At 64.1% G+C, this 24,202-nt stretch carries 25 protein-coding genes; 9 read left to right on the forward strand and 16 right to left on the reverse strand.

Translation table 11 applies throughout. The annotated features are described in order from the left end of the window. Position 1: 1 nt before the first annotated feature. Genes ACMC5O_RS00970 through argC form a run of 4 tightly spaced genes read right to left on the reverse strand, consistent with a single transcriptional unit; the run spans position 2 to position 3,883 of the window. Positions 2 to 862, reverse strand: a complete 861-nt coding sequence (locus ACMC5O_RS00970) for an ornithine carbamoyltransferase (protein WP_187708076.1) — start codon at positions 860 to 862, stop codon at positions 2 to 4. After that, complete coding sequence (argB, locus tag ACMC5O_RS00975; protein ID WP_426693107.1) at positions 859 to 1,725, reverse strand: acetylglutamate kinase; 867 nt, start codon at positions 1,723 to 1,725, stop codon at positions 859 to 861. The genes ACMC5O_RS00970 and argB overlap by 4 nt, the downstream gene beginning before the upstream one ends. After that, complete coding sequence (gene argJ, locus ACMC5O_RS00980; protein WP_426693108.1) at positions 1,722 to 2,882, reverse strand: bifunctional glutamate N-acetyltransferase/amino-acid acetyltransferase ArgJ; 1,161 nt, start codon at positions 2,880 to 2,882, stop codon at positions 1,722 to 1,724. The genes argB and argJ overlap by 4 nt, the downstream gene beginning before the upstream one ends. Continuing rightward, positions 2,879 to 3,883, reverse strand: coding sequence for an N-acetyl-gamma-glutamyl-phosphate reductase (gene argC / locus ACMC5O_RS00985; RefSeq protein WP_187708074.1), 1,005 nt, complete (start codon positions 3,881 to 3,883; stop codon positions 2,879 to 2,881). The genes argJ and argC overlap by 4 nt, the downstream gene beginning before the upstream one ends. A 57-nt stretch (positions 3,884 to 3,940) precedes the next feature. Between argC and argR the strand changes: the two genes are divergently transcribed. Beyond that, positions 3,941 to 4,414 (forward strand): arginine repressor, encoded by a 474-nt coding sequence (gene argR, locus ACMC5O_RS00990; protein ID WP_187708073.1) that lies wholly within the window; start codon positions 3,941 to 3,943, stop codon positions 4,412 to 4,414. Between the two features lie 64 nt (positions 4,415 to 4,478). Here argR and ACMC5O_RS00995 read toward each other — a convergent pair whose 3' ends face one another. The 3 genes from ACMC5O_RS00995 to rpsM form a co-directional block, all read right to left on the reverse strand. After that, positions 4,479 to 5,549 (reverse strand): DNA-directed RNA polymerase subunit alpha, encoded by a 1,071-nt coding sequence (locus ACMC5O_RS00995; RefSeq protein WP_187708072.1) that lies wholly within the window; start codon positions 5,547 to 5,549, stop codon positions 4,479 to 4,481. A 93-nt stretch (positions 5,550 to 5,642) separates the two neighbouring features. Next, a complete protein-coding gene (rpsK, locus tag ACMC5O_RS01000) occupies positions 5,643 to 6,032 on the reverse strand; it encodes a 30S ribosomal protein S11 (RefSeq protein WP_187708071.1) in 390 nt (129 codons plus the stop codon). 67 nt (positions 6,033 to 6,099) lie between these two features. Next, complete coding sequence (gene rpsM / locus ACMC5O_RS01005) at positions 6,100 to 6,468, reverse strand: 30S ribosomal protein S13 (RefSeq protein WP_187708070.1); 369 nt, start codon at positions 6,466 to 6,468, stop codon at positions 6,100 to 6,102. A gap of 210 nt (positions 6,469 to 6,678) precedes the next feature. Between rpsM and ACMC5O_RS01010 the strand changes: the two genes are divergently transcribed. From ACMC5O_RS01010 to ACMC5O_RS01040, 7 genes are read left to right on the forward strand one after another with little or no spacing between them, the layout of a single operon-like run. After that, a complete protein-coding gene (locus ACMC5O_RS01010; protein WP_187708069.1) occupies positions 6,679 to 7,155 on the forward strand; it encodes a DUF2127 domain-containing protein in 477 nt (158 codons plus the stop codon). A 39-nt stretch (positions 7,156 to 7,194) separates the two neighbouring features. Next, positions 7,195 to 8,127, forward strand: a complete 933-nt coding sequence (locus ACMC5O_RS01015; protein WP_187708068.1) for a bifunctional riboflavin kinase/FAD synthetase — start codon at positions 7,195 to 7,197, stop codon at positions 8,125 to 8,127. Between the two features lie 43 nt (positions 8,128 to 8,170). After that, on the forward strand, positions 8,171 to 11,044 hold the full coding sequence (gene ileS / locus ACMC5O_RS01020; RefSeq protein WP_187708067.1) for an isoleucine--tRNA ligase: 2,874 nt from the start codon (positions 8,171 to 8,173) through the stop codon (positions 11,042 to 11,044). Next, positions 11,037 to 11,534: a signal peptidase II gene (gene lspA, locus ACMC5O_RS01025; protein WP_187708066.1), complete on the forward strand. Its 498-nt coding sequence runs from the start codon at positions 11,037 to 11,039 to the stop codon at positions 11,532 to 11,534. The genes ileS and lspA overlap by 8 nt, the downstream gene beginning before the upstream one ends. Beyond that, positions 11,527 to 11,934: a DUF3035 domain-containing protein gene (locus ACMC5O_RS01030; RefSeq protein WP_187708065.1), complete on the forward strand. Its 408-nt coding sequence runs from the start codon at positions 11,527 to 11,529 to the stop codon at positions 11,932 to 11,934. Before lspA ends, ACMC5O_RS01030 begins: the two co-directional genes overlap by 8 nt. A gap of 39 nt (positions 11,935 to 11,973) precedes the next feature. After that, positions 11,974 to 12,525, forward strand: coding sequence for a winged helix-turn-helix domain-containing protein (locus ACMC5O_RS01035; RefSeq protein ID WP_187708064.1), 552 nt, complete (start codon positions 11,974 to 11,976; stop codon positions 12,523 to 12,525). A 33-nt stretch (positions 12,526 to 12,558) separates the two neighbouring features. Continuing rightward, positions 12,559 to 12,918, forward strand: a complete 360-nt coding sequence (locus ACMC5O_RS01040; RefSeq protein WP_187708063.1) for a hypothetical protein — start codon at positions 12,559 to 12,561, stop codon at positions 12,916 to 12,918. Here ACMC5O_RS01040 and ACMC5O_RS01045 read toward each other — a convergent pair. Beyond that, positions 12,915 to 13,748 carry a sulfurtransferase gene (locus ACMC5O_RS01045; protein WP_187708062.1) on the reverse strand — a complete coding sequence of 278 codons (834 nt, stop codon included), beginning with the start codon at positions 13,746 to 13,748 and terminating at the stop codon, positions 12,915 to 12,917. The two genes, ACMC5O_RS01040 and ACMC5O_RS01045, sit on opposite strands and share 4 nt — an antisense overlap. Then, complete coding sequence (locus tag ACMC5O_RS01050) at positions 13,748 to 15,700, reverse strand: M28 family peptidase (RefSeq protein WP_426693109.1); 1,953 nt, start codon at positions 15,698 to 15,700, stop codon at positions 13,748 to 13,750. Before ACMC5O_RS01050 ends, ACMC5O_RS01045 begins: the two co-directional genes overlap by 1 nt. A 65-nt stretch (positions 15,701 to 15,765) precedes the next feature. On the opposite strand from ACMC5O_RS01050, the gene queF reads away from it, so the two are divergent. Further along, entirely contained in the window at positions 15,766 to 16,215 is a 450-nt protein-coding gene (queF, locus tag ACMC5O_RS01055; RefSeq protein ID WP_187708059.1) for a preQ(1) synthase, read from the forward strand. Here the strand turns inward: queF and ACMC5O_RS01060 are convergent. The 7 genes from ACMC5O_RS01060 to hflK all read right to left on the reverse strand — a co-directional run bounded on the left by ACMC5O_RS01060 (position 16,197) and on the right by hflK (position 24,188). Beyond that, positions 16,197 to 16,571 (reverse strand): hypothetical protein, encoded by a 375-nt coding sequence (locus ACMC5O_RS01060; RefSeq protein ID WP_187708058.1) that lies wholly within the window; start codon positions 16,569 to 16,571, stop codon positions 16,197 to 16,199. The genes queF and ACMC5O_RS01060 overlap by 19 nt on opposite strands. Beyond that, positions 16,571 to 18,553 (reverse strand): OPT family oligopeptide transporter, encoded by a 1,983-nt coding sequence (locus ACMC5O_RS01065; RefSeq protein WP_426693541.1) that lies wholly within the window; start codon positions 18,551 to 18,553, stop codon positions 16,571 to 16,573. The genes ACMC5O_RS01060 and ACMC5O_RS01065 overlap by 1 nt, the downstream gene beginning before the upstream one ends. Positions 18,554 to 18,557: 4 nt before the next feature. Beyond that, the gene (locus ACMC5O_RS01070; protein WP_187708057.1) at positions 18,558 to 18,947 is read right to left on the reverse strand and encodes a nuclear transport factor 2 family protein; all 390 of its coding nucleotides are present in this window, start codon (positions 18,945 to 18,947) and stop codon (positions 18,558 to 18,560) included. Next, positions 18,937 to 20,577, reverse strand: coding sequence for a helicase HerA-like domain-containing protein (locus ACMC5O_RS01075; protein ID WP_187708056.1), 1,641 nt, complete (start codon positions 20,575 to 20,577; stop codon positions 18,937 to 18,939). Before ACMC5O_RS01075 ends, ACMC5O_RS01070 begins: the two co-directional genes overlap by 11 nt. A gap of 60 nt (positions 20,578 to 20,637) precedes the next feature. After that, positions 20,638 to 22,191, reverse strand: a complete 1,554-nt coding sequence (locus ACMC5O_RS01080; protein WP_426693110.1) for a Do family serine endopeptidase — start codon at positions 22,189 to 22,191, stop codon at positions 20,638 to 20,640. Between the two features lie 75 nt (positions 22,192 to 22,266). Continuing rightward, the gene (hflC, locus tag ACMC5O_RS01085; RefSeq protein WP_426693111.1) at positions 22,267 to 23,106 is read right to left on the reverse strand and encodes a protease modulator HflC; all 840 of its coding nucleotides are present in this window, start codon (positions 23,104 to 23,106) and stop codon (positions 22,267 to 22,269) included. Then, positions 23,103 to 24,188, reverse strand: a complete 1,086-nt coding sequence (gene hflK, locus ACMC5O_RS01090) for an FtsH protease activity modulator HflK (RefSeq protein ID WP_187708054.1) — start codon at positions 24,186 to 24,188, stop codon at positions 23,103 to 23,105. The genes hflC and hflK overlap by 4 nt, the downstream gene beginning before the upstream one ends. Positions 24,189 to 24,202: the final 14 nt, after the last annotated feature.

The following is a 24,202-nucleotide window of genomic DNA, read 5'->3' on the forward strand; positions in this document are numbered from 1 at the left end:
TTCAGGCGGCGGCGCCGGTCAGCCAGAGCATAGCTCCGCGCGCCGTATGCATCCGGTTCTCGGCCTGGCGCCAGACCGCGGAATTGGAGCCGTCGATCACGTCGGCCGTTACTTCCTCTCCCCGGCGAGCAGGCAGGCAGTGCAGGAAATGTGCGTTCGGTGCCCTGTGCATCAGGTCGGCATCGACCCGGTAGGGCGCGAAGACCTCGCGGCGTTCACGACTGTCCTCGTCGCCCATCGACACCCACACGTCCGAATAGACGATGTCGGCGCCGTCCATCGCCTCGGCGGGATCAACCACCTGATTGACCGCGAGCATCGGGCTTCCGAAGCCGAAGCCGGTGGGACTGGCGATGTTCAGCTCGGCTCCGAGCAGGGCGCAGCCTTCGGCGAGCGAGCGGGCGACGTTGTTCGCCTCCCCGATGAAGGCGATCCGAGCGCCCTCGATGCGGCCGAGCAGTTGCTTGATCGTCAGGAGATCGGCCAGAGCCTGCAAGGGATGATCGGTTGCTGAAAGCATGTTGAGCACCGGCGCGACATTCACCGCCGCCATCTGCTCAAGGAGGGCGTGGTCGAACACGCGCGCGGCGATGATCGCGTGATAGCAGGCGAGCGTGCGGGTGACGTCCTCGACGCTTTCGCGTTCGCCGATCCCAAGCTCGTTCGGCTGCAGATAGACGGGGTGCCCGCCAAGTTGGGCCGACGCGACCTCCATCGAGTTGCGAGTTCGCGCGCTAGGCTTCTCGAAATAGAGAGCCACGCCCTTGTGCTGAAGGACGTGGGTGTATGGCGCCTCGGACAGCGCAAGGATCGAATTGAGGTCATCCGCCGACAAATCACGGATGGCGAGGAGATGCTTCACCAGCTCGCCTCCCGCTTTACCATCGTGCCGACGCCGTGGTCGGTCAGAAGCTCGATCAGCAGCGAATGATGGACGCGACCGTCGATGATGTGCGCGAAGCCCACCCCTTGATCGACCGCGTCCGCGCAGGCCTTCAGTTTCGGAATCATGCCCTTGCCAACGCTTTCGTGCTCGATCCGGCCGCGGAGCTCGGTCGAGGTCAGGCGAGGGATGAGCGTGCTTTCGTCCTTCGGGTCTTCGAGGAGGCCCGGTACTGCAGTGAGGTAGACGATCTTCTCCGCGTGCATGGCGACGGCAATCGCCCGCGCCGCCTCGTCCGCATTGACGTTGTACGGCTGGCCCTCGAGATTTGCTCCGACCGTCGAGACGACGGGGGTCAGTCCGTCATCGAGAAGGCGGTGGAGCAGCTCCGCACGGACGCCTGTGACGTTGCCGACGAAGCCCAGAGCGGAATCCGCCGGCGTGACTGTCAGCAATCCCGCATCCTCGCCCGACACCCCGACCGCGACGGGCTCCTCGCCAGCCTGGCTGTTGATCGTTGCGACGAGATCGCGGTTGATCTTTCCGACCAGGACCATCCGGACAATCTCGAGGGTTTCCGCGTCGGTGACGCGAAGGCCATCCCGGAATTCCGGTTCCTTGCCGACGCGGCGGAGCATGGTGTCGACCTGCGGCCCGCCGCCATGCACCAGCACACAGCGCACTCCGACGCTCCGCAGCAGGAGGACGTCCTGCGCGAGCGCAAGGTCGGACTCGCGGTCGATCGCCGCTCCACCGAGCTTTACGACGACCGACTTTCCGGCCCACTGCCGGATGTACGGCAGCGCCTCGACGAGGATGTGCGCGGTCTCGCTCGGGGTCATGAGGTCTTGCTATTCTCTTTGATGTAACCGGGGCCGAGATCGATCCCGATCATCCGGGCGGACGCCTTGCCGGCACCGAGGTGGACCTCGATCTGGACCTCTTCGCCCATCATGTGCCGGGCGAGCGCGACGCCGTCGTGCGCGATGCCCGCGCCGCCCTTGGCGACGACGATCCCGCCATAGGCCACGCGCGACTTGGCGACGTCCATGTCGACGCCCGCGGAGCCAGCGGCGGCCATCAGCCGTCCCCAGTAAGGGTCGCCGCCGTACCAGCTGCACTTCACCAGATTGTTCTCGACGATGTTCTTGGCTGCGATCTTCGCCTCATTGTCGTTGGCCGCGCCGGTGACGATCAGCCGCGCGATGCGGGTCATGCCCTCGGCGTCGCGCGCCATCTGCATGGTCAGGTCCTCGCAGGCGGCGAGGAGGGCATTGCCGAACTCCTCGTGGCTCGCCTTGCCGCGGCGGCCCGATGCCAGCACCATTGCTGTGTCGTTGGTCGAGGTCGCGCCGTCGACATTGAGCGTGTTGAACGTGGCGTCGGAGGCCGAACGCAACACCTTCTGAATGAATTCGCGCGGCACGTCGGCGTCCGTGGTCAGGAACGCCAGCATCGTCGCCATGTTCGGCGCAATCATCCCGCAGCCCTTGGCCATTCCGCCGATCGTGAAGGTCGAGCCCTTGATCAGCACTTCCTTCGGATTGTGATCGGTGGTCAGGATTCCGCGAGCTGCATCATGGCCGCCTTCGACCGACAGCCTCTTGGCGAGCTTTGGCGTGGCGTGCAGGATCGGCTCCATGGGCAAGGGCGTGCCGATGATGCCGGTCGAGCAGACCAAGACCTGCGACGCGTCGACCCCCAAAGCGTCGCCGGCAGCCGCGCCCATCAGCTGGGCGTCCTTGTATCCCGGCGCACCTGTCCCGGCGTTCGCATTTCCGGAGTTGACGATGACGGCCGTCACGCGCCCGCCGTTGGCGGCGAGCAGCTTGCGGTCCAGCTCGACCGGCGGCGCGGCGAACTTGTTCTGCGTGAAAACGGCCGCGCACGCCACCGACTGGCGATCTTCGGTCGCGAGCAGGGCCATGTCGAAGCGCCGCTTCTTGATGCCGGCGTGGCAGCCGGCCGCGACGAACCCTTCGGCCGCGGTTACGCTCATGGATAGACTCCGATTGCAGTAAGCCCGGCGGTCTCTTCGAGGCCGAGCATGAGATTGGCGCACTGGACCATCTGGCCCCCCGCGCCCTTTCCGAGATTGTCGATCGCCGAGAGGGCGAGCACGCGTCCGGTCCGGTTGTCGTAGCGCGCCGTGACCTGAACCCCGTTCGAGCCTGACACCCACTTGGTCGCGGGCGAAGCGTCCGTGACGTGGAAAAAGGGCTCGTCCGCATAAGCCGCCCTGAGCGTCTCCAGGGGATCGCCTTCGCCGGTCGCCTCACCGTAGCAGGTCGCGAGGATTCCCCGGGTCATCGGCACGAGATGGGGCGTGAACAGCACCGTCGCGTCCAGCGCCATTTCCATTTCAGCGGTGTGGCGGTGGTTGAGCAGCCCATAAGCCGAGAAGCTGCCGTCGACCGTGCTGAAGCCCGTCGCTTCCTTCGCTTCGCGACCGGCCCCGCTGACGCCAGAAGCGGCGTCGACGATCAGGCTCTTTGGGTTGACGAGTCCGCTGTCCACCAGGGGTTTCAACGCGAGGATCGCAGCGGTGGCGTAGCATCCGGCGGCGGCTACCGCTTTCGAGCCACGGATCGCCGCGCGGTTGAGTTCGGGAATGCCGTAGACGAACTCGCCAAGCAGGGCGGGCGCCTTGTGCGCGTGGCCGTACCAGCGCTCGTAGGTCGCGGCATTGTTGAGGCGGAAGTCTGCGCCGAGATCGACGAAGGGGATGCCACGTTCGAGGATGGTGGGCGCAACGTCTTGGCTGTGCCCGTGGGGCAAAGCGGCGAGGATCAAATCGACATCCGCCAGCGCCGCCTCGTCGAACTTCTCGAACGATCCTGCATAAAATGGCGCAAGATGTGGATGCGTTTCCGCAACCGGCCGGCCGGCCTTGCTCTCGCCGAACAGCTTCGCTGCGTGCAGCTGTGGGTGCGCCGCGAGAAGACGCAGCAGCTCGCCGCCGACATAGCCCGAGGCTCCAAGAATGGCCGTCCGAATCATGAGGCGGCTCCTATTCACTGATTTGCATAAATATGCAAGTTAGTGCATAGGCAACGCATGAGTGAGCTCAAGGAACGACGACAGCGCGCGGTCGCGGACCTCATCCGCGCCAACGCCCTCGCGAGTCAGGAAGAGGTCGCTGCGCGCCTCGCGGGTCTCGGCTTCGAAGTAACCCAGGCGACCGTGTCGCGAGACCTCGAGCAGCTCGGAGCGCTCAAGGTCCGCCGCGACGGCCGGATCAGCTACACGCTTCCCGACCAGCTTCCTGCCAATGGAGCCACGGCTTCGCGGCTCGCGTTAGTGCTGCGCGACTGGGTCCGCTCGATCGACGTCGCTGCGACCATTGTTGTCCTCAGGACCCCGCCGGGTTCAGCGCATCTCGTCGGTGTCGCTCTCGACGAATCCCCCTTCGCGGAGATCGTTGGAACCATCTGCGGCGACGATACGATCTTCGTCGCCTGCCGAAGCACAGGAGATGCGGAAGCCCTTGCAGCGAAGCTCAAGGCCGTACCGTCGGGCCAGCTTCAGTAGCCAATAAGAAAAGGGCCGCCCCGGCGGGACGGCCCTTCAAGTCTTCCACGAAAGTCCGGCGCGTTTAGCCGAGCATTTCCTGCTCGAGCTTCTTCGCCATCTCTTCGATGTTCTCCGGCGGCCAGCCAGGGATGTCCATGCCGAGGCGCAGGCCCATCGAGGCAAGGACTTCCTTGATCTCGTTGAGGCTCTTGCGGCCGAAGTTCGGCGTGCGGAGCATCTCGGCCTCGGTCTTCTGAACGAGGTCGCCGATGTAGATGATGTTGTCGTTCTTCAGGCAGTTCGCCGAACGGACCGAAAGCTCCAGCTCGTCGACCTTCTTGAGAAGGTAGCGGTTGAGCTGGTTGGCGTCAGTGGTCGTCTCGGCAGCAGACGGGACCGCAATACCGGCCGTCATCGGCGCAGCTGCACGGACCTGGCCCTCGTCGAAGTGGACGAACAGCTGCAGCTGGTCCTGGAGGATGCGGGCCGCATAAGCGAGCGCGTCTTCCGGGGTCACCGTGCCGTCGGTTTCGATTGTCAGGTTGAGCTTGTCGTAGTCGAGCTCCTGACCGACGCGGGTGTTCTCGACCTTGTACGCAACCTGGCGGACCGGGCTGTACAGAGCGTCGACCGGGATGAGCCCGATCGGAGCGTCGACCGGACGGTTGGCGGCGGCCGGGACGTAGCCCTTACCGATGTCGACGGTCAGCTCCATGTTGAGCGTCGCGCCGTCGTCGAGGTGGCAGATCACGAGATCCGGGTTGGTGACTTCGATGTCACCCGTTGCCTGGATCATGCCCGCGGTGACTTCCGCCGGACCGGTTGCGGAGAGCGCAAGCCGCTTCGGACCTTCGCCTTCCATCTTAAGGGCGATTTGCTTCACGTTGAGCACGATGTCAGTCACGTCCTCGCGGACACCCGCGAGGCTCGAGAACTCGTGCAGCACACCTTCGATCTTGATCGACGTGACTGCCGCGCCCTGAAGCGACGACAGAAGCACGCGGCGCAGCGAGTTGCCGAGCGTCATTCCGAAACCGCGCTCCAGCGGCTCGGCGACGAAAACGGCGCGGCGGCGAGCATCGCCCGCGCCCTGCTTGCGCTCCAGCGCGTTCGGCTTCTTGAGTTCCTGCCAGTTCTTCGCGTTGACAGCCATGTTGTTTCCCTAGCCCTGGGCGGAAGAGGTGGGGTTCCGCCCGATAATTTCAAACTGCCGCTGGAAACCACCCAGCGGCGGCGGCCGCGTTGGTTAGACGCGGCGCCTCTTGCTCGGACGGACGCCGTTGTGCGGGATCGGCGTGACGTCGCGGATTGATGTGATCGTGAAACCGACCGCCTGCAGCGCACGAAGGGCGCTCTCGCGGCCCGAACCCGGACCCTTGACTTCGACCTCGAGCGTGCGGACGCCGTGCTCGGCGGCCTTCTTGCCCGCGTCTTCCGCGGCAACCTGAGCGGCGTACGGAGTCGACTTGCGGCTTCCCTTGAAGCCCATCATTCCGGCGCTCGACCAGGCAATCGCATTGCCCTGCGCGTCGGTGATGGTGATCATGGTATTGTTGAAGCTGGCGTTCACGTGAGCGACGCCGGCTGAGATGTTCTTGCGTTCCCGCCTGCGGAGGCGCTGTGGTTCGCGTGCCATTCGAAAATTCCTGTCATCCATTCGCCCGACCGAGGGTCCAAGGCGAAGTTAAACCCTTGGAAGAAGCTTACTTCTTCTTACCGGCGATCGGCTTGGCCTTGCCCTTGCGAGTGCGCGCATTCGTGTGCGTGCGCTGGCCGCGGACCGGGAGGCCCTTGCGGTGGCGGAGGCCACGGTAGCAGGCGAGATCCATGAGCCGCTTGATGTTCATCGCGGTCTCGCGGCGAAGGTCGCCCTCGACGCTGTAGTCGCGGTCGATCGTCTCGCGGATGTGCAGGACTTCCTGATCGGTCAGGTCCTGGACCCGGCGCTCAGGGGTGATCCCCAGCTTGCCGATGATTTCCTTGGCCGTCGTGCGGCCAATGCCGTGGATGTAGGTCAGCGCAATTTCAACGCGCTTGTTGGTGGGGATGTTAACCCCGGCAATACGAGCCATTCTTCACCCTTCTTCAGCTCCACAGGCGCCGATGGCTCAGAGCGAAATACCCCGGCAATCGAAACCCATCTCGTCGCTTGTTAGGCCCGCTCCAAACGAAAAACCGACGCGCGCACGAATGCGCCGCCGGAACCGGTGGATCGGGATAGGAGCGAAATAGGATTTGGGACCCTTTAAGTCAAGCGGTTCGCCGTGTAGCCGCGCGGGTCGATGAACGAGAAGCGAATCCACGGCCTGTTTGTGCTTAGCGTCGGGCTGAAGGGCTTCTACGCGCTGATCGAAATGGCGAGCGGCGTGGCGCTCTACCTCGTCGCTCATGAATCGATCATCAATTTCCTGGGCGAATTCATCACCGATGAGCGGTTGCAGGACCCGCAGGACTGGGTGGCAAGCACGGCCTTGAAGCTGGCGCAGGGCTTTTCGCTCGAGACCCAGCACTTCTACGCATTCTATCTCTTCACCCATGGGCTGCTGAAGCTTGCCGTCGTCGTCGGCCTGCTTCGCGAGAAGCTGTGGGCCTATCCCGCCTGCTTCGTCGTCTTCGGCGCCTTCATCGCCTATCAGCTCTACCGCTACAGCTTCACCCACGACGTCGGGCTGGTCCTACTGTCGATCCTCGATGCCTTCGTGATCGTGCTCGCATGGCACGAATATCGGCTTCTTAAGAAGCACCTCCCGACGCACTGATTTGCCGCGCCTGCGAAGCGCCGATACAGCTTGCGCCCAATGCAGCGGCTGTACCACGACGAACCTATCCCCAAAGAGCTTCGCGGCGCGGTCGTCGCGCTCGGCAATTTCGACGGCTTCCACCTCGGCCATCAGGCGGTCGTGAACCGCGCGATCGCGCTCGGCTTCCACATGCGGCGGCCGGTGATCGTCGCGACCTTCGATCCCCATCCGGTGCGGCATTTCAAGCCGGACATCCCACCCTTTCGGCTGACGACCCTCGACCAGCGCGAAAGCCTGTTCGCCCATGCGGGGGCCGACGCGATGCTGGTCTTCCGCTTCGGCGGGGAGCTTGCGGGAACGACTGCGGAGGATTTCGTTGCGGATATCCTTGGCAAGAGGATCGGCGCCTCGGGCGTCGTGACCGGCGAGGACTTCACCTTCGGCAAGGGAAGGGGCGGCAACACGACGGTGCTCCGCGAAGTCGGAGCGCAGCACGGGATTACCGCCGAGACGGTCGGAGCGGTGCTTGTCGACGGCGAGCGGGTCGCGTCCGGGCGCATCCGCGAGGCGTTGGCGGCCGCCAATACGGCGAAGGCGACGCGGCTCCTCACCCGCGATTTTGCGGTCGAGGGCATTGTCGAGCGCGGCGATCAGCGCGGCCGCGAGCTCGGCTATCCTACCGCCAATCTCCGGCTCGGCGATTATCAGCGGCCGCGCTACGGCATCTATGCGGTCCGCGTGACGCTCGACGATGGTACCGAGCATCCCGGTGTCGCCAGCTTCGGGATCCGCCCTACGTTCGAGCCCGCCGTGGAGCTCCTCGAAGCGCATCTGTTCGACCAGACGCCCGACCTCTACGGCCGAAAGATCGAGGTCGCGCTCCACGCCTTCATTCGCGACGAAAAGAAGTTCGACAACCTCGACGCGCTGGTCGAGCACATGCGGGGCGACGAGGCAGAGGCGCGCAAGCTGCTGGCGCTGCCCGAATAAGCGCGGTTTGCAATCCGGGACGCCCCCGCTAGAGCCGCGCGCAATGGCCGACAGCCCTGACACCACTGAAGTGAAGCGGGATTATCGCCCGACCGTCTTCCTGCCCAAGACCGACTTTCCGATGAAAGCCGGCCTGCCGCAGAAGGAGCCGGCGATTCTTGCCCGCTGGCTGGAAGGCGACATCTACCAGCAGGTCCGCGCCAGCCGCGCCGGCCGCGAGAAGTTCATCCTTCACGACGGCCCGCCGTACGCCAATGGCGACATGCACATCGGCCATGCGCTGAATCACATCCTGAAGGACATGGTCGTCCGCACTCAGACGTTGCTGGGCAAAGACGCACCCTACGTGCCCGGCTGGGACTGCCACGGGCTTCCGATCGAATGGAAGGTCGAGGAGCAGTACCGCAAGAAGAAGCTCAACAAGGACGAGGTGCCGGTCAAGGAATTCCGCGCCGAGTGCCGCGCCTATGCCCAGCATTGGGTCGACACGCAGCGCGAGCAGCTGAAGCGGCTCGGCATCGGCGGCGACTGGGACCATCCCTATTTGACGATGGATTTCCAGGCGGAGGCGACGATCGTCGCGGAGCTGATGAAGTTCGCCGAGAGCGGGCAGGTATATCGGGGCGCCAAGCCGGTCATGTGGTCGCCGGTCGAGAAGACCGCGCTGGCCGAGGCCGAGATCGAATATGAGGACATCACCTCGACGCAGATCGATGTGGCGTTCGAGATCGTCGAGAGCCCGATACCCGAGCTGGTTGGCGCTCATGCGGTCGTGTGGACGACGACGCCGTGGACGATTCCGGTCAACCAGGGGATCGCCTATGGGCCGGACGTTGAATACGTCCTCGTGAGCGTGAAGGCCGGTCTCCACGAGGGCCCAGCCGTCAACCCGTCTGTGGGCCGTCGACTGCTTGTAGCTAAAGGCTTACTCCCGCAGGTCGTTGATCGCTTGCAGAAGCTCACCGTCGAGATCGAGAAGCAGTTCAAGGGCTCTGAGCTCGCCGGCACCATCGCCCGCCACCCCATGCATAAGCTCGGCGGCTTTTTCGCCAAGCCGCGGCCGTTCCTGCCGGGCGACTTCGTCACCACCGACCAGGGCACGGGGCTCGTTCACATGGCGCCCGACCATGGCGAGGACGACTTCGAGCTGTGCAAGGCGAACGGCATCGACCCGGTCTTCGCGGTCGATGCGGCGGGCTTCTACCGGCCCGACTGGCTGTGGCTCGGCGGGCAGGGCAGCGTCATCAATAACAAGTTCAACGCGCCGGACGGGCCGATCTGCACGGACCTGCGCGAGGCCGGTGCTTTGCTCGCCGCCAGCGCGGACTTCCAGCACAGCTATCCGCATTCGTGGCGGTCGAAGGCCAAGGTCATCTACCGCTGCACGCCGCAATGGTTCGTCGCGATGGACCGACCGCTGCCCAGCTATCATTGCGAAAGCTTCGCCGAGCAGCGTTGGGACAATGAGGGCGGGGCGGTCGAGCATACGCCGACGCTTCGCCAGCTGGCGATGCGCGCTATCGCCGACACTCGCTTCGTTCCCGAAAAGGGCCGCAACCGCATCGGCTCGATGGTCGAGGGTCGTCCGGACTGGGTGCTCAGCCGCCAGCGCGCCTGGGGTGTGCCGATCGCACTCTTCGTCGATCGCAAGACCGGCCAGCTGCTCGTCGACCATGAGGTAAACCAGCGCATCGTCGCCGCCATTCGCGAGCAGGGGGTCGATGCCTGGGACGCGGAGAATGCCGCCGCCTTTCTCGGCAATCGCAACCCCGACGATTACGAGATGGTCACCGACATTCTCGACGTCTGGTTCGACAGCGGCTCGACCCACGCCTTTGTGCTGGAGAGCGGCCGCTGGCCCGAGCAACGCTGGCCCGCCGATCTCTATCTCGAAGGCTCGGACCAGCATCGCGGCTGGTTCCAGTCCTCGCTTCTCGAAAGCTGCGGAACGCGCGGCCGGGCGCCGTTCAACGCCGTCCTGACCCATGGCTTCACGATGGATGCCAAGGGCCTCAAGATGTCGAAGAGCCTCGGCAATACGGTCAATCCGCTCGACCTGATGAAGGAGCATGGCGCCGACATCCTGCGGTTGTGGGCGCTCTCGGTCGATTTCACCGAGGACCACCGCATCGGCAAGGAAATCCTCGCCGGCGTCGCCGACCAATACCGCAAGCTCCGCAACACCTTCCGCTATCTGCTCGGCGCGCTCGCCGACTTCCGCGAGGAGGAGAAGGTCGGCATCGAGGCAATGCCGGAGCTGGAGCTGTACATGCTCCACCTGACCGCGGAGCTGGACAAGAAGCTGCGCCAGGCGGTCAACGACTTCGACTTCAACACCTACACGCGGCTGCTGTCGGACTTCGCCAACAACGATCTTTCGGCCTTCTATTTCGATATCCGCAAGGACGTCCTCTACTGCGAAGTGAATGCGGAGACAGGCTTCCAGACGGACAAGCGGCGCGCGTATCGCACCGTTCTCGACGAGCTGTTCCAGGGGCTGGTGCGTTGGCTCGCGCCCGTGCTGGTGTTCACCACCGAGGAGGTTTGGGGCACGCGCTATCCGGAGGCGAAGTCCGTGCATCTGGTCGAATGGCCGGAGATCCCGGACGTTCCCGCCGATGACGGACGCTGGGCCAAGCTCCGCGAGCTTCGGACGCAGGTCACGGAAGCTATCGAGCCGCTCCGCCGCGACAAGGTCATCGGCTCCAGCCTTCAGGCGGTGGTCACGGTTCCCGAGCTGGCCGCGTCCCCCGACGCGCTGGCCGAACTGTTCATCGTCTCGTCAGTGAGCGCGGGCGATGCGCTGCGGGTGGATGAAACGGATAATCACAAGTGCGGCCGCTGCTGGCGCTACCTCCCGGAAGTGAAGGAAGACGGCGAGCTCTGCGCGCGCTGCGAGGAAGTGCTGGATGCGTAAGGGCGCTATCGGCTTCAGCATCGCCGCGATCGTCTTCGTGCTCGAGCAGATCACCAAGTGGGTCGTGCTTGGCCCGCTCGACCTGCGCAACACGCAGTCCGTTGAAGTGCTGCCGATCTTCCGGCTGAATTACACCGAAAACCACGGAATCTCGCTCGGCCTGTTCCAGGCGTCGAGCGACGCGATGCGCTGGGTCCTGGTGCTCGTCACCGCGGCGATCGCGGTCGGCGTCGCCTGGTGGATCGGGCGAGAGGAAAAGCGCTGGGACCAGATCGCGCTCGGGATGGTTCTCGGTGGTGCGCTCGGGAATATCCTCGACCGGGTGCGCCATGGGTATGTCGTCGACTTCGCCGATTTGCACTTCGGCGACTTTCGTCCCTTTTTCATCTTCAATGTCGCCGATGCAGCCATTAGCATTGGCGTCGCCATCCTGTTACTGCGGGCCTTCCTGGTTAAGGATCGGCCAAAGGAGAATGCCGAACATGCGTAAAATCATCCCGCTCCTGGCCCTTTCGGCAGTCGCCCTGAGCGGTTGCTCGATCCTGAGCGGCAAGCGCGCCGGACCTGACGAATTCCAGGTCGCCCGCAACGCGCCGCTCGTCATTCCGCCGGATTACACGCTGACGCCGCCCGTCGCGGGCACGGCCGCCCTGACTCCGCAGGACGCTCAGCAGCAGGCTATCGACGCCCTGTTCGGTGGGCCGGCTCCGCGCAGTCAGAGCGAATATAATTTGCTCGAAAAGGCAGGCCGCGACCGCACGCAGGTCGGCGCCCGCTCGACGGCCGGCGATCCCGATACTCGCGTTGTCGACAAGGGCCCGGTGACGACCGCAATCCTGAACGCTCCGGAAGCGGACGGCCAGGTCGCGTCGGCGCAGGTCCCGCAGTAAAGGATACTATTCTGGACGTCCGGGGGAACGGGGCAGGTCATGGCTGAAGAGACACTTTCTGCACGCCTCGTGGAGATTGAGTCCATGCTCGAGCGGTCACGCCGCCGCTTCGAGGAAGGCGCTCGCCTCGTCGAAGAGGCGCAGACCCTGATGGGCGAGATCCAGCAGGCGCTGATCGGCAGTCCCAAGCGGGTTTCGCCGGAAGACAGCGAGGAGGCGGCGTCAAAGCTGCTCCAGTCGCTCAAGGCTTCGGGCGGCGACATGCCCGATACGCTCTGTGGAGGCCGCCTGTCGGTCGACCAGGTCCAGCGCCTGATCCGTATCGATGGCCATCCGATCGGCATCACCGAGATGGAATATCGCGTGCTCGAGCTGCTGGCCTTCGCGCGCAACAATGTCGTCACCCGGGCGATGCTCCTGAAGCACCTCTATCGCCGGGCCGACGACCAGCCGCAGCCGAAGATCATCGACGTCTTCATCTCGAAGCTTCGTAAGAAGCTGCGCAGCGCGTCCGGCGGCGCGGAATTCATCGAGACGATCCCGCAGCGCGGCTGGATCCTGCGCGACATCGACGCGACCCAGGGCGCCTAAGCCTCTTCACCATTTGTTGACCATCCGCGCGCGATGCTGCGCGCGATGTTCCAGATCCTTTCGATCGAAGCCGCTGCTGAGGCGCCCGTCGCGGGCGGCGAGCTTGCCGCGCGCATTGCCGGCCTGAAGCGCGCCCTGCGCCTGCTCGAACCGAGCGGGGGCGGTCCGTCCTGCGATGCGGAAGAGTTCGAAGCGATCGAGTTCGCCAGCGAAGCGGCGATGCGCTGCTTCGACACGCGATCCGAGCGAGTGATCGGCGAAGCTGCCGCGGGCCTCGAGGCTGTCGTCAGCGCCCGGAGCACGGGCAGCGAACCGCATCCGGTCGCGGTGGACATGGTCGCCGAAGCGATCCGCGTGGGTCTCGCGAACCTTTCCGAGCTTCTCCGCCGCTAGGCGGGGCCTTTCTCCTTCGGCATCGACGGGTCTGCGCCCCATTCGCTCCAGCTGCCGTCGTACAGCCGCGTGTCGCGGTTGCCGAGCAGCTTCGCCGCGAAGATCAGCGAATTGGCGGTGACGCCCGAGCCGCAGCTCGCCACGAAGGGCTTTTCCGGGTCGACGCGCGCGGCCGCGAATAGCCGCCGGATCTCCTCCAGCGACTTGAACGTTCCGTCGGGGTTGTAGAGTTCCGAATAAGGCAGGTTACGTGCGCCGGGGATATGCCCTGCCGCGACGCCCGGGCGCGGATCCTCTTCCGTCCCTTCGAACCTTGCACGCCCCCGTGCGTCGACCAGCGGAACGCCTAAACCGGCGCGCACGTCACGTTTCGTGACGACTTCGTTCGGCCGTTCGATCGCATCGAAAATTGCGTTCCGGGGAGCAGGCTCGCCACTCTCGGTCGGCCGTCCCTCGTCCAGCCATTTCTGGAAGCCGCCGTTGAGCACGGCGACGTTCGGAGCTCCGAAATGGCGGAGCATGAACCAGCCGCGGACGGCATTCCGCGTCGGGCTGTTGTCGTAGACTACGATCCGGTCATTCCTGCCGACGCCCAATTCTTCCATCGCCTGTCCGAACTGCTCGGCACTCGGAAGCATGTGTGGAGAGGAGGCGCTCGTGTCCGCGACAGCATCGATGTCGAGGAAGCGCGCACCCGGGATGTGCGCCGCCAGAAACTCCTCTCGGCCGCTCCGTTTGGTCGCAGGCATGTGCCAGCTGGCGTCGACCACGACAACATCCGCCTGGCCCAGGTTCTGCGCGAGCCATTCCGTCGAAACGAGATCGTCCATCAGCGAGTCTCCAGAAGGCCGACGCGCTGCAAGGTCGCGAGAAAGTCCGCAACCTCGGTGATCGGCACCGGCCCGACAGTAGCGGCAAGTTGGTTGCCAATGTCCTGCACGCTTCGGTTACCGTCCACGAGATTCAGTGTTTCGTAGGCGAAGGCCGGACCATCCCTGGGACCCTGGCGGTCGAGCAGTTTCGGTCGAGGCAACTTCGACTTTTCGAGCTGGTCGTCGAGCCAGGAATAGCCGAAGCCGTTCATTGGGCCCTTCGGCTCACTCTTCCGGCGATAGACGACACCGTCGATATGCGCAGGAGCCGAGCCGGCCGATTGCGCCCGAGCTTCCAACCCAAACCGGGCCAGGGACGCAGCTTCGGTCGTGTCCGCTCGCTCGGCATACTCCAGTGCTCCTTGCCGTGGGTCGCGGAGAGCCGCGGCCCTGCGCTCCAGCGATTCCGAACTCATCGCCCGAGTGAGAGCGGGGACGTCTTGCTGCGTGAGATTGGCGAGGTACCAGCCTGACGCCGCCGCGATGAAGATCGCACGCTTCATCTTGGTCGCGTCGAGATTCTCGGGGACGTCCCGGTTCGTGTGGATGTAGCGGTCGGGCCAGTCCGAAACGTAGATGATCGGCGTCCTCCAGCTACCCTCGGCCCAAACCTCATGGTCGCTGCCTTCAGAAAATCCGCCGACCTTCGCCTGCAACGCTTCCTTGCCGCCATCCGGATCGACCAGCGGCCAATCGCCCGAATTGCTGTCGGCGAACCCGAAAGTTTGGCGATTGACCCAGCGAGTCAAAGCGAATGCAACGTCATCGACGAAGCTGGGCGAGCTCGGTGGAGATCCTTCGACGCGGAGGATGCCCTTCGTCGTTTCGGTGCGCCCACCGATCATATCTAGGTGGATGGTCGCGAGCGTCCGCTCCGCGAACTCGGGACGCGCGTTCAGCAGGGAGATCGTGCACTCGACTTCGCACGGCCAGATGAAGCGCAGCGTCCGCTCGGGCCGCGGCAGGCGGCCTTCCTTGACCAGTCGGTTCAGGCTTCTCGCGACCTCGAGGATACCGGCGCAGCCGCTCGCATTGTCGTTCGCGCCCGGAGACGGATGGTCGAGGTGACAGGAGTAGACAATCTCCCTGGTACGATCGCGGCCCGGAATCACGGCGGTCGGAATCAGGTACTGCCCCGGCGAACGCCCGGCCTTAACAATCGCGCGCAGCCGGACCGTCTCTCCCTTTGCTAACCGCTCCTGCCACGAATGGGCCCGCGCCGGGGAGACCATGAAGGCGAAGGTCGGGTCCTTCCACGTGTCGAGATGGCCCCAGCGGATCAGGCTCTCGTCCTCGCCCCACCAGGCCTGCTTCTGATTTTGCGCCCAGGAGACGATCCCGGCAGCGCCATATTTAGTGATCGCGAGCTTGGCGACATCTTCCGGCTGTGACGATGTCATCACCAGCTTTCCGCGAACGTCTTTCCCCGCATAGTCGCGATCAGAGGTGCCCGTTCCCACATCGATCAGCGAGGTGTTGGCCGACCCGTTGACGCTATCCTGCGCAAGAGTGATCGGCTGGTCTTCCCACGATGCAATGCGCTCTGCATCGATCCAGCGGCCACTTTCCTGCCGCTGCTCCCAAAGCTCCGCGAATTCCCCGTTCCAAGCGGGACGAGACCGCTGCGTCCCGTAGAAGATCGTCCCATCGGCGGGCAGAGCGATGATGCTCGCCTCCGCCAGCCCATATTCCTCCAGCCGGCTGCGAATGAGTTCGGCAGCTCGACGGTAACCCTCAGATCCGCGCATTCGGTGGTTCAGCGAGAGCTCTTGGACGGTTTGCTTCGCTGCGCCTCCCGAAACAAGCGCGGCAATTGCTTGTGCGTCAGCAGTCTTGAGCAGCGGCGGCGGCTCGGCCGATGTTCCTGACGCGACAACAAGCATCCCGGACAGAAATGCCGCTCGAAACATCGTTCACCCCCTGATGAAGCAGGCAGGATAGGCGGGAACCGCCAAGACTGATAGGTGGCCGCCCGATGGTTGAAACGACCCACCTCGGCAAGGCGACGCCGCTGCCGGCTTCCCCGGAGGAAGCCAAACTCGACTATGTGCCCAATCCGCGTCCCGGCACGCTCTATCTTGTCCGCTTCGCGGCCCCGGAGTTCACGTCGCTTTGTCCAGTGACCGGCCAGCCCGACTTCGCGCATCTGGTGATCGATTACGCACCCGCCGAGACGATCGTTGAATCGAAGAGCCTGAAGCTCTTCCTCGGCTCCTTCCGTAATCATTGCGGGTTCCACGAGGATGTCACTGTCGGCATCGGCCAGCGGCTGGTCGAGGAAATGAAGCCGCAATGGCTCCGCATTGGAGGCTACTGGTATCCCCGCGGAGGAATGCCAATCGACGTGTTCTGGCAGAGCGGAAACCCGCCGGAAGGCCTCTGGCTGCCCGACCAGGGCGTGCAACCCTACCGCGGACGGGGCTGAACGGGTTTCAGGACGATCCGCGCGTCCCAGCGCCAGAGGATCAGGTTCTCGTCGTCGGCCGTCAGCGGAGTGTCCCGGAAGCAGGCCGAGGCGAAGCCCCGATCGCACTCCGCGGGTGGAGGCATGGGATCTGTCGTAAGCAGCACGGTTCCATCGCGAACCGCCCAAGTGCCCTCGCTCTCCTCGGAGACAGCGCCATAGTCGAACGCGTACCTGAAGCGGCCATCGGGTCGCAGCTCGAGCCCGCCGGCCATCTCCATCTGACTTATCCGATAAAGGCCCGCGAACTTGAGAGGCTCGGCCGGCGCTGCAACCGCGAGCGCGGCCATCACCAATAGACCGAGGATCTCCCGCATCAGGCTTCGATGGGTGCGGATGCCTCGCGCTTCGTCCAGGCGTAGAGCCCGACGATCGCGCCCGCGAAAACCACGATACTGAGCGGCACAGCCCATGGATTCTCGGCGACCAGCGCGAGCGGCGTGTCCTGCCGGGTTGCGCCGACAAGCATGGCGAATGCGACGCCGAACAGGCTCTCGCCGACAATCAGGCCAGTGGCGAGGAGAACACCCATGCGTTCGGCGAATTCGGGATTCGATGTTCGCTTCGCCCAATTATCGTAGAACCGCCCGAGCAGCGCCCCCGCGGGGATGAGCAAGGTCAGTGCCATGGGGAGGTAGATGCCCATGCCGACCGCAAGCGGTGGCAGGGATCCCCGTTTAGTGTAGCGCAGCGCCTCGTCGACCATCACGACGACCGCCCCGATTGCGGCACCCCAGCCGATCAGCTTCCAGTCCAGGTCGCCGCCGAGGATGCCTTGAGCAATCGCGGATATCAGCGCAGCCTGCGGAGCGGCCAGCGAGTTCGCATCGGCTCCCGGGGCCCCTTGGAAACCCAACGTGCTGTTGAGCAGATCCAGAACGGGCGGGATCACGACCGCGCCGAAGATCACGCCCAGGACTAGCGCGATCTGCTGCCTCCACGGGGTAGCTTCGACCAGCTGCCCGGTCTTCAAGTCCTGGAGGTTGTTGTTGGCAATGGTAGCTACGCCGAAGATGAATGCGGTCACCAGCAGTGCAAACGCTACGAGCGCTTTGGTGGCCTGAGGGTCGACCTTGGGGAAGAGCGCAGCCAGGATCAGCGCAATGCCGAGGACCGAGAGGATTCCCACGCCTGAGACCGGGCTGTTCGATGCGCCAATCAGGCCCGCCATGTAGCCGGTGATTGCGGCGATCACGATGCCGGCGATCAAAATGTAAAGGATGCTGATAACGATCGTCGCGGTCGGATTGGACGCAATCGGATCGGTGCTCGCGAACGCATAAAGCAGCGCGCCAATCGGGATCATCAACAGAAGAATGGAGCCACCCACGATTCCGATCGGAAGATCGCGCTCAGTCAGCGGCAGCGAGTCGCCCTGGCCCGCCTTGCGCGCCCGGCTTGCCGCCATCGCACCGCGGATGCCGGCAATGATCGGGCCCATGATCCGAAGCAGGGTCCAGATGGACGCGACGCCGATCGCGCCGGCGCCGATGAAGCGAACCTGGTTGCGGAAGACGCCGTTGACGAACGCGTCGAGCTCCACGCCGGGCGCTTGGGGAGCGATGGACGTGTAGTGAGGAACAAGGAAGACCCAGCTGATTAGCAGTCCGACAAACATCGCGATTCCGACGGCGAGGCCGACCAAGTGGCCGACACCGATCAGGAGCATCGAGAGGCTGCTTGAGGCGGCGGTGGCTCCGGAGCCTAACTTGAACGCCTTGGCGACCTCTCCGACGAGCAAGCGCGTCTGGGCGAGGGTGGCGAAGACCGCCGCCACGACAGAGCTCCAGACGATCATCTTCAGGCCGCGCCGGTTCTCTTCGACGCCGCCGACGCCCGTTCCGACCTTGAGCACTTCAGCCGCGGCAACGCCTTCCGGGTAGGGAAGATCGGTCCCGGTCACGAGCGCTCGGCGGAGCGGCACCGAGTACATGACGCCGAGGATGCCGCCGATGGCGATGACGGCGACGGACAGCCAGTAAGGGAAGCCAGTCCACCAGCCGACCATGACGAGGCCGGGAAGGACGAAGACGATGGCTGACAGCGTTCCCGCCGCCGACGCTATCGTCTGGACGATGTTGTTCTCCTGGATCGTCGAATCCTTGAAGAATTTTAGAACGGCCATCGAAATGACCGCTGCCGGGATCGAAGTGGCGACCGTCAGACCGATCTTCAGGCCCGCGTACACATTTGCCGCGGTCAGAATTACGGTGATGAGCGCTCCAAGGATAATCCCGCGAAGCGTGAGTTCCTTGATCGCGCTTACGCCAGCGCCTTGAGTTGTTGTCGCCACGCCAATCCCCTTAAGCTTTGTTGTTGGGCGGTGCAGGGCTCGAATGCCTGCGGACCACCTTCCAGCGTTCATCGTCCTTTACCCACACGTCGGTGAGAAGCACGCAGTCCTCGATCTCGCCACCGAGATATTTGACGCGCCACTTCGCCTCGATCGTGCCGATCATCACCTGATCGAAGATGACGGCGTCACGGATGTCGAGATCGATGGATATCAGCTCGCGCTTCTGGATGGCGTCGAGCCATTCGTCGCGCGTGAGAATGAACGGGCCGGTCGAACGGGTTCCGATGAGCACGAAGCGCGGATGAATCAGGGTTCGAAGGCGGTCGACGTCCTTTGCGCAAAGCGCGTCGCGCCATTCACGCTCGAGAGCGCCAATCAACTCGCGACTATCGTCCACGCAGCAATCCGCCGAAGATTCCACGAAGGAGCTGGTTGCCGATCTGCCGTCCCACCGAGCTGGCGATCGACCGGCCCGCCGACTGCATCATCTTGTCGGCCATGGTCGGCCGGGCCGCCTCGCGGGCGCGCCGCGCGTCCTCGCGCTCCTGCTCGCGTTGCTGGCGCTCCAGTTCGCGCTGTTGCTGTGCCGCCAGCCTTGCTTCGGCGGCTTGCGCCCTTGCCGCTTCCTTTGCAGCGACGGCGTCCTGGCGTGCCTTCTCGGCCGCGGCCTTTTCGGAGTCGGTTTGCGCCTTGGCCGCCGCCGCAGCAGCGGCCGCTTCATCCGCCTTGGCCTTGAGGATTTCCTCGGCCGACTGCGGGTCGAGCAAAGTGTCGTACTTGGCGCCGATTGCGTCTGTGGTGATGATGACGCTTCGCTCTTCCGGCGTAAGCGGCCCAACCCGTGTCGATGGCGGCTTGATGAGCGTCCGCTGCACCGGCTCGGGCGAGCCGTCCGGCTGGAGCAGCGAGACGAGCGCCTCGCCGATTTTCAGCTCGGTAATCGCGGTGGCGACGTCGATATCCGGATTGACCCGGAAGGTGTCAGCCGCCGCCTTGACCGCCTGTTGGTCGCGGGGCGTAAAGGCGTTCAGCTTGTGCTGGATGCGGTTGTTGAGCTGGGCAGCGACCTTGTCCGGTATGTCGATCGGGTTCTGCGTAATGAAATAGACGCCGACGCCCTTCGAACGGATCAGGCGAACGACCTGCTCGACCTTCTCCAGGAGACCCGGCGGAGCGTCGTCGAACAGCAAATGAGCTTCATCGAAGAAGAAGCAGAGGATCGGCTTTTCCGGATCGCCGATTTCCGGAAGCTCTTCGAACAATTCGCTGAGCAGCCAGAGCAGAAAGGTCGCGTAGAGACGCGGACTTGCCATGAGACGATCCGCGGCGAGGATGTTGACTACGCCTCGGCCCTGGTCGTCGAGACCGATGAAATCGTGTAGGTCGAGCGCCGGCTCACCGAAGAAATGGTCGCCGCCCTGGCTTCTCAGCTGGAGCAGAGAGCGCTGGATCGATCCGACCGATTGCTTTGAGACGTTGCCATACTCGAGCGTTAGCTCGTCGGCCTTTTCTCCGCAGTGGACCATCATCGATTGCAGGTCGTCGAGGTCGAGGAGGAGCAGGCCTTCCTTGTCGGCGACGTTGAAGGCGATGTTGAGCACGCCTTCCTGAACATCGTTGAGGTTCATCAGCCGGCTCAGCAGGAGCGGGCCCATCTCGCTGACGGTGGTGCGAATGGGATGGCCTTGCTCGCCGAACAGATCCCAGAATTGGACCGGCGTATCGTGATACGTCCAGTCGGTCATGCCGATGTCGGTGGCGCGCTGTGCGAAAATCGGGTGGACCTTCGACGTCGGCGAGCCGGCCATTGCGAGGCCTGAAAGGTCGCCTTTCACGTCTGCGACGAAGCACGGCACTCCTGCTGCAGACAGGCCCTCGACGATACCCTGCAATGTGACGGTCTTGCCAGTGCCGGTCGCCCCCGCGATCAACCCATGGCGATTGGCCCGCTTGAGCTCGAGCTGCTGCGGATTGGCGCCGCCCGATGCACTTCCGATGAAAATGCTGCTCGTCGGTTCACCAGCCATGCGCACTCCCCACTAGATTCGGGGGCGCAACCTAGCTCCAGCAATTGCCCGTGGCGACTCCTAGCGTGGAGGAGCGATGTCCACCCCGATGAAAGCCTCCGGCCCGGTGCCGCGCTTGACCAGTAGGAGCACGCTGGTTCGCCCGGAACGGCGTGCTGCTTCGACCGCTGCCTGCACTTGGGCGGGGGTCGTTACGGCCTGCTGGTTGACCGAGAGAATCAGGTCGGCGCGTTGCAGCCCCTTCTCCGCGGCGTCGCTGTTGGGATCGACCTGCGTAATCACGACACCGCGCGCGGTCGGCGGAAGGCTCAGCGCCTTGGCGATCTGCGGATTGAGCGGCTGCAGCGAAAGGCCGAGAACGGCGCTGCCCGGCGTGATCGGAGTATTTTCCGGCGTCAGCGGCTCGTTGTCGTTGCCGAGCTGGCGAGCCAGCTCTTCCTCGGTCGGGCGCTGGCCTACCGTGACCGTGACAGTCTGGCGGCGGCCGGCACGGATGATGTCGACCGGTATCTTCGACCCGACCGGAGTATTGGCGACGATGAAAGAGACCGTCTGATCGGGGTTCACGTCGCGGCCATTGACCCGCAGGATGACGTCGCCCTGCTGCAGTCCGGCCCGAGCCGCCGGCTCGTTAGGCTGGATGGAGCGGACAATCTCGCCGCGATCCTTCGGAAGGCCGAGCGAGTTCGCGATATTCTCGTCCAGCGGCTGGAGGCCGACGCCGAGATAGCCGCGCTCCGGACGTTGTCCGCGGCGAAGCGAATCGATGACGGGCTTGGCAAGCTCGGCCGGGATGGCGAGGCCGATTCCCACCGACGCACCGGTCGGCGAGATCAGCGCGGAGTTGATGCCGACCACCCTGCCGTTGAGATCGAACATCGGCCCGCCGCTATTGCCCATGTTGATGGAGGCGTCGGTCTGAATGTAGCGATCGTAGGCGCCGGCACCGGTGATGCCGCGATGAAGCGCCGAGATGATGCCGGCAGTGACCGTGCCGCCCAGTCCGTAGGGATTGCCAATGGCGAGCACCCAGTCTCCAACGCGCGCCTTGGTGCTGTCGCCCCAATCCACGAAGGGCAGGTTCTGACCTTCGATCTTCAGCAATGCGAGGTCGGATGCGGTGTCGCGTCCAATGATCCGTGCCGGATATTCTTTCCGGTTGGTCAGCGTGACGGTGACCTGGTCGACCGTTCCGTTGCCTGTCGCGCTCGCGATGAGGTGGTTGTTGGTGACGATGTAGCCGTCTGGCGAGATGATGAAGCCGGAGCCGAGCGAGCCGGTCTCGCGCGTCCTTGGCCCGCCGCTGCTGCCGTCCGGACCCCCCTGCTGATTTTCGGGGAACCCGAACCTCCGGAAGAATTCCTCCAGCGGATCGGCCTGCGTCCTCACGGGCACGCGTTGTTTGGTGGAAATGTTGACCACCGCCGGCTGAAGCCGAGCCGCGAGGTCGGCGAAAGATTGCGGCGCACCGCCGGGGGCCATTGCCGCCGGTGCATTCTGTGCAACCTGCGCACCGGCTTGCCCGGTTGCGAGGGAAAAGGCGGATCCACCCAAAAGCAGCGCCGTTGCAACTCCATAGGCGTAGCGCACCGTCCCGGACTCCTTCGATCTCATCGAAACTCCATGAATTGCACGTTTTAACTCCACGTTCGCGCTATACCGAACGCCTGAACGCGGATTGAACGAGGGTTATCGTCCCCTGCCAGTGAATTCCTTCAAATAGTCATTGTCAGGCGACAAAATGAGGTTCGTGCCGGCAGGAGGCGGTTGGGTGCCGTCGCCCAGGAACGTGATCTGGTACGACTGCATTGCCCGGTAGAACTCATAAAAGTCCGGGTCTTTCCCAAAACTGGCAGCATAAACTCGCGCCGCTTCGGCATCCGCCTCCGCGCGGATGATCTGAGCGCGCTTGGCACCTTCGGCGAGAATCGACCTTGCTTCCTGCTCGCGGGCGGTCCGCATCCGGTCGAACGCGGCATCCAGAGGAGTGCCGTCGGGCAGATCTGCCTTCTTGATGCGGACGTCGATGATGCGTGCGCCATATTGGGCGGCGATCCGGTCGAGGCTTCGGCGCACGTTCTCCATGACGCCTTGCCGCTCCGGAGAGAGCAAGGCGGCGAACTGCTGCTTGCCAAGCTCATTGCGGATTTCCGAGCCGAGGATCGGCACCAGCGACTTGCGAAGGCGCTCCTCGTCTCCGGCGCGGATGTACATCAACAGCGGATTGACGATGCGGTACCGCGCGAAGGCGTCGACCTCCAGCCGGCGCTGATCGGTGGACAACACCTGTTGCCGATCCATGTCGACCGACTGAACGCGCTTGTCGATCCAGACGATGTTTTCGAAGAACGGGATTCGATAGTTGAGGCCTGCCCGGGTGCTGCCGAGAATCCTGGCCGGCTTCCCGAACTGGACGACCACCGCCTGCTTCGTTTCCGGAATGATCGGGAAAGCGGTGAACAGGATGAACAGGGCAAGGAGGGCTACGATGCCGCTGAGCAACGGGCGCTGGCGGATGAAGTCGGTCATTGGCCAGCTCCCGACTGCTGCTGCGACTGCTTCTGGACTTCCGGAAGCGGAAGGTAGGGCGTCACCCCCGGCGCCTCGACGATCGTTTTCGGCATCTTCGGAAGGATCTGCTCCATCGTCTCATAGTACATGCGGCGACGGGTCACCTCCGGCGCCAGCCTGTATTGCTCGTAGACCTTGTCGAACGCCGCGGCCTCGCCCTGCGCCTTCTGGGTCAGCTGCAGCGAGTATGCATTCGCCCTGTTGATGTAGGACTGCGCATCCTGTTGGGCTGCGGTCACCTTTTTGAAGGCTTCATTAACAGCCTGCGGCGGATCCGCCTGCCGGATCGCAATGCCCTGGATCACGACGCCCGAGCGATAGGCATCGAGGATCGTCTGCATCCTGTCGGTTACCCGGTTTTCGATCTCGCCCCGACCCTCGCCGATCGCGTCGTTCAGTGAGACTGTTGCAACGACTGCCCGCATGGCGCTTTCGGCCACTTCGCGGATCGTTTCGTCGGGCTGGGCGAGCTGGAACAGATAGAGTTCCGGATCGCGGATATTCCAGCGCACAGTGTAAGCGATGTCGATGATGTTCTGGTCGCCCGTCAGCATCAGAGTTTCGGTGCTGGCCGAACCCAGCGCCAACTCGCGGATGTTCTCGACGTCGATCTTCTGGACCCGATTGACCGGGTAAGGGAACGTCATTCCGACGCCGGGTTTGAGCGTATGGCTATAACGCCCGAATAAAGTGACCACGCCGCGCTCGCCGGGCGCGATCAGGTGGAACGACGTGAATGCCAGCCACAGACCGATGACGCCCAGGATGGCCCATGTGATGACCGAACGGCTCGGCGCGCCTGGGAGGCCGCCACCGCCACCACCGAACCGCTCGCGGCCCTTGCGTAGGAAGTCGTCGAGCGAAGAGACTTGACGCGGTGAGCCGCCACCTGTCCGTTTGCGCTTGGGCGTTTCGCCCCAAGGCCCGCTCGGCTGATTGTCTCCGCTTTCCGGCTCGCTTTCGCTCGCCGGTCCCCATGGCCCTTTATTGTCGCTGAAGAGGGCTCGCGCCCGTGGCCCCAGCCCCGAAAGAATATTCATGTAACCTACTATAG

This window comes from Sphingomonas sediminicola (genome assembly GCF_049991885.1).
Taxonomy (GTDB): Bacteria; Pseudomonadota; Alphaproteobacteria; order Sphingomonadales; family Sphingomonadaceae; genus Sphingomicrobium; species Sphingomicrobium sediminicola.

Bases quoted from the DNA above. Each gene is read 5' to 3' on its own strand.
- argB (WP_426693107.1), bottom strand. From the start codon at position 1,725: ATGACCCCGAGCGAGACCGCGCACATCCTCGTCGAGGCGCTGCCGTAC.
- argJ (WP_426693108.1), bottom strand. From the start codon at position 2,882: ATGAGCGTAACCGCGGCCGAAGGGTTCGTCGCGGCCGGCTGCCACGCC.
- argC (WP_187708074.1), bottom strand. From the start codon at position 3,883: ATGATTCGGACGGCCATTCTTGGAGCCTCGGGCTATGTCGGCGGCGAG.
- argR (WP_187708073.1), top strand. From the start codon at position 3,941: ATGAGTGAGCTCAAGGAACGACGACAGCGCGCGGTCGCGGACCTCATC.
- ACMC5O_RS00995 (WP_187708072.1), bottom strand. From the start codon at position 5,549: ATGGCTGTCAACGCGAAGAACTGGCAGGAACTCAAGAAGCCGAACGCG.
- rpsK (WP_187708071.1), bottom strand. From the start codon at position 6,032: ATGGCACGCGAACCACAGCGCCTCCGCAGGCGGGAACGCAAGAACATC.
- rpsM (WP_187708070.1), bottom strand. From the start codon at position 6,468: ATGGCTCGTATTGCCGGGGTTAACATCCCCACCAACAAGCGCGTTGAA.
- ACMC5O_RS01010 (WP_187708069.1), top strand. From the start codon at position 6,679: ATGAACGAGAAGCGAATCCACGGCCTGTTTGTGCTTAGCGTCGGGCTG.
- ACMC5O_RS01015 (WP_187708068.1), top strand. From the start codon at position 7,195: ATGCAGCGGCTGTACCACGACGAACCTATCCCCAAAGAGCTTCGCGGC.
- ileS (WP_187708067.1), top strand. From the start codon at position 8,171: ATGGCCGACAGCCCTGACACCACTGAAGTGAAGCGGGATTATCGCCCG.
- lspA (WP_187708066.1), top strand. From the start codon at position 11,037: ATGCGTAAGGGCGCTATCGGCTTCAGCATCGCCGCGATCGTCTTCGTG.
- ACMC5O_RS01030 (WP_187708065.1), top strand. From the start codon at position 11,527: ATGCGTAAAATCATCCCGCTCCTGGCCCTTTCGGCAGTCGCCCTGAGC.
- ACMC5O_RS01035 (WP_187708064.1), top strand. From the start codon at position 11,974: ATGGCTGAAGAGACACTTTCTGCACGCCTCGTGGAGATTGAGTCCATG.
- ACMC5O_RS01040 (WP_187708063.1), top strand. From the start codon at position 12,559: ATGCTGCGCGCGATGTTCCAGATCCTTTCGATCGAAGCCGCTGCTGAG.
- ACMC5O_RS01045 (WP_187708062.1), bottom strand. From the start codon at position 13,748: ATGGACGATCTCGTTTCGACGGAATGGCTCGCGCAGAACCTGGGCCAG.
- ACMC5O_RS01050 (WP_426693109.1), bottom strand. From the start codon at position 15,700: ATGTTTCGAGCGGCATTTCTGTCCGGGATGCTTGTTGTCGCGTCAGGA.
- queF (WP_187708059.1), top strand. From the start codon at position 15,766: ATGGTTGAAACGACCCACCTCGGCAAGGCGACGCCGCTGCCGGCTTCC.
- ACMC5O_RS01060 (WP_187708058.1), bottom strand. From the start codon at position 16,571: ATGCGGGAGATCCTCGGTCTATTGGTGATGGCCGCGCTCGCGGTTGCA.
- ACMC5O_RS01075 (WP_187708056.1), bottom strand. From the start codon at position 20,577: ATGGCTGGTGAACCGACGAGCAGCATTTTCATCGGAAGTGCATCGGGC.
- ACMC5O_RS01080 (WP_426693110.1), bottom strand. From the start codon at position 22,191: ATGAGATCGAAGGAGTCCGGGACGGTGCGCTACGCCTATGGAGTTGCA.
- hflC (WP_426693111.1), bottom strand. From the start codon at position 23,106: ATGACCGACTTCATCCGCCAGCGCCCGTTGCTCAGCGGCATCGTAGCC.
- hflK (WP_187708054.1), bottom strand. From the start codon at position 24,188: ATGAATATTCTTTCGGGGCTGGGGCCACGGGCGCGAGCCCTCTTCAGC.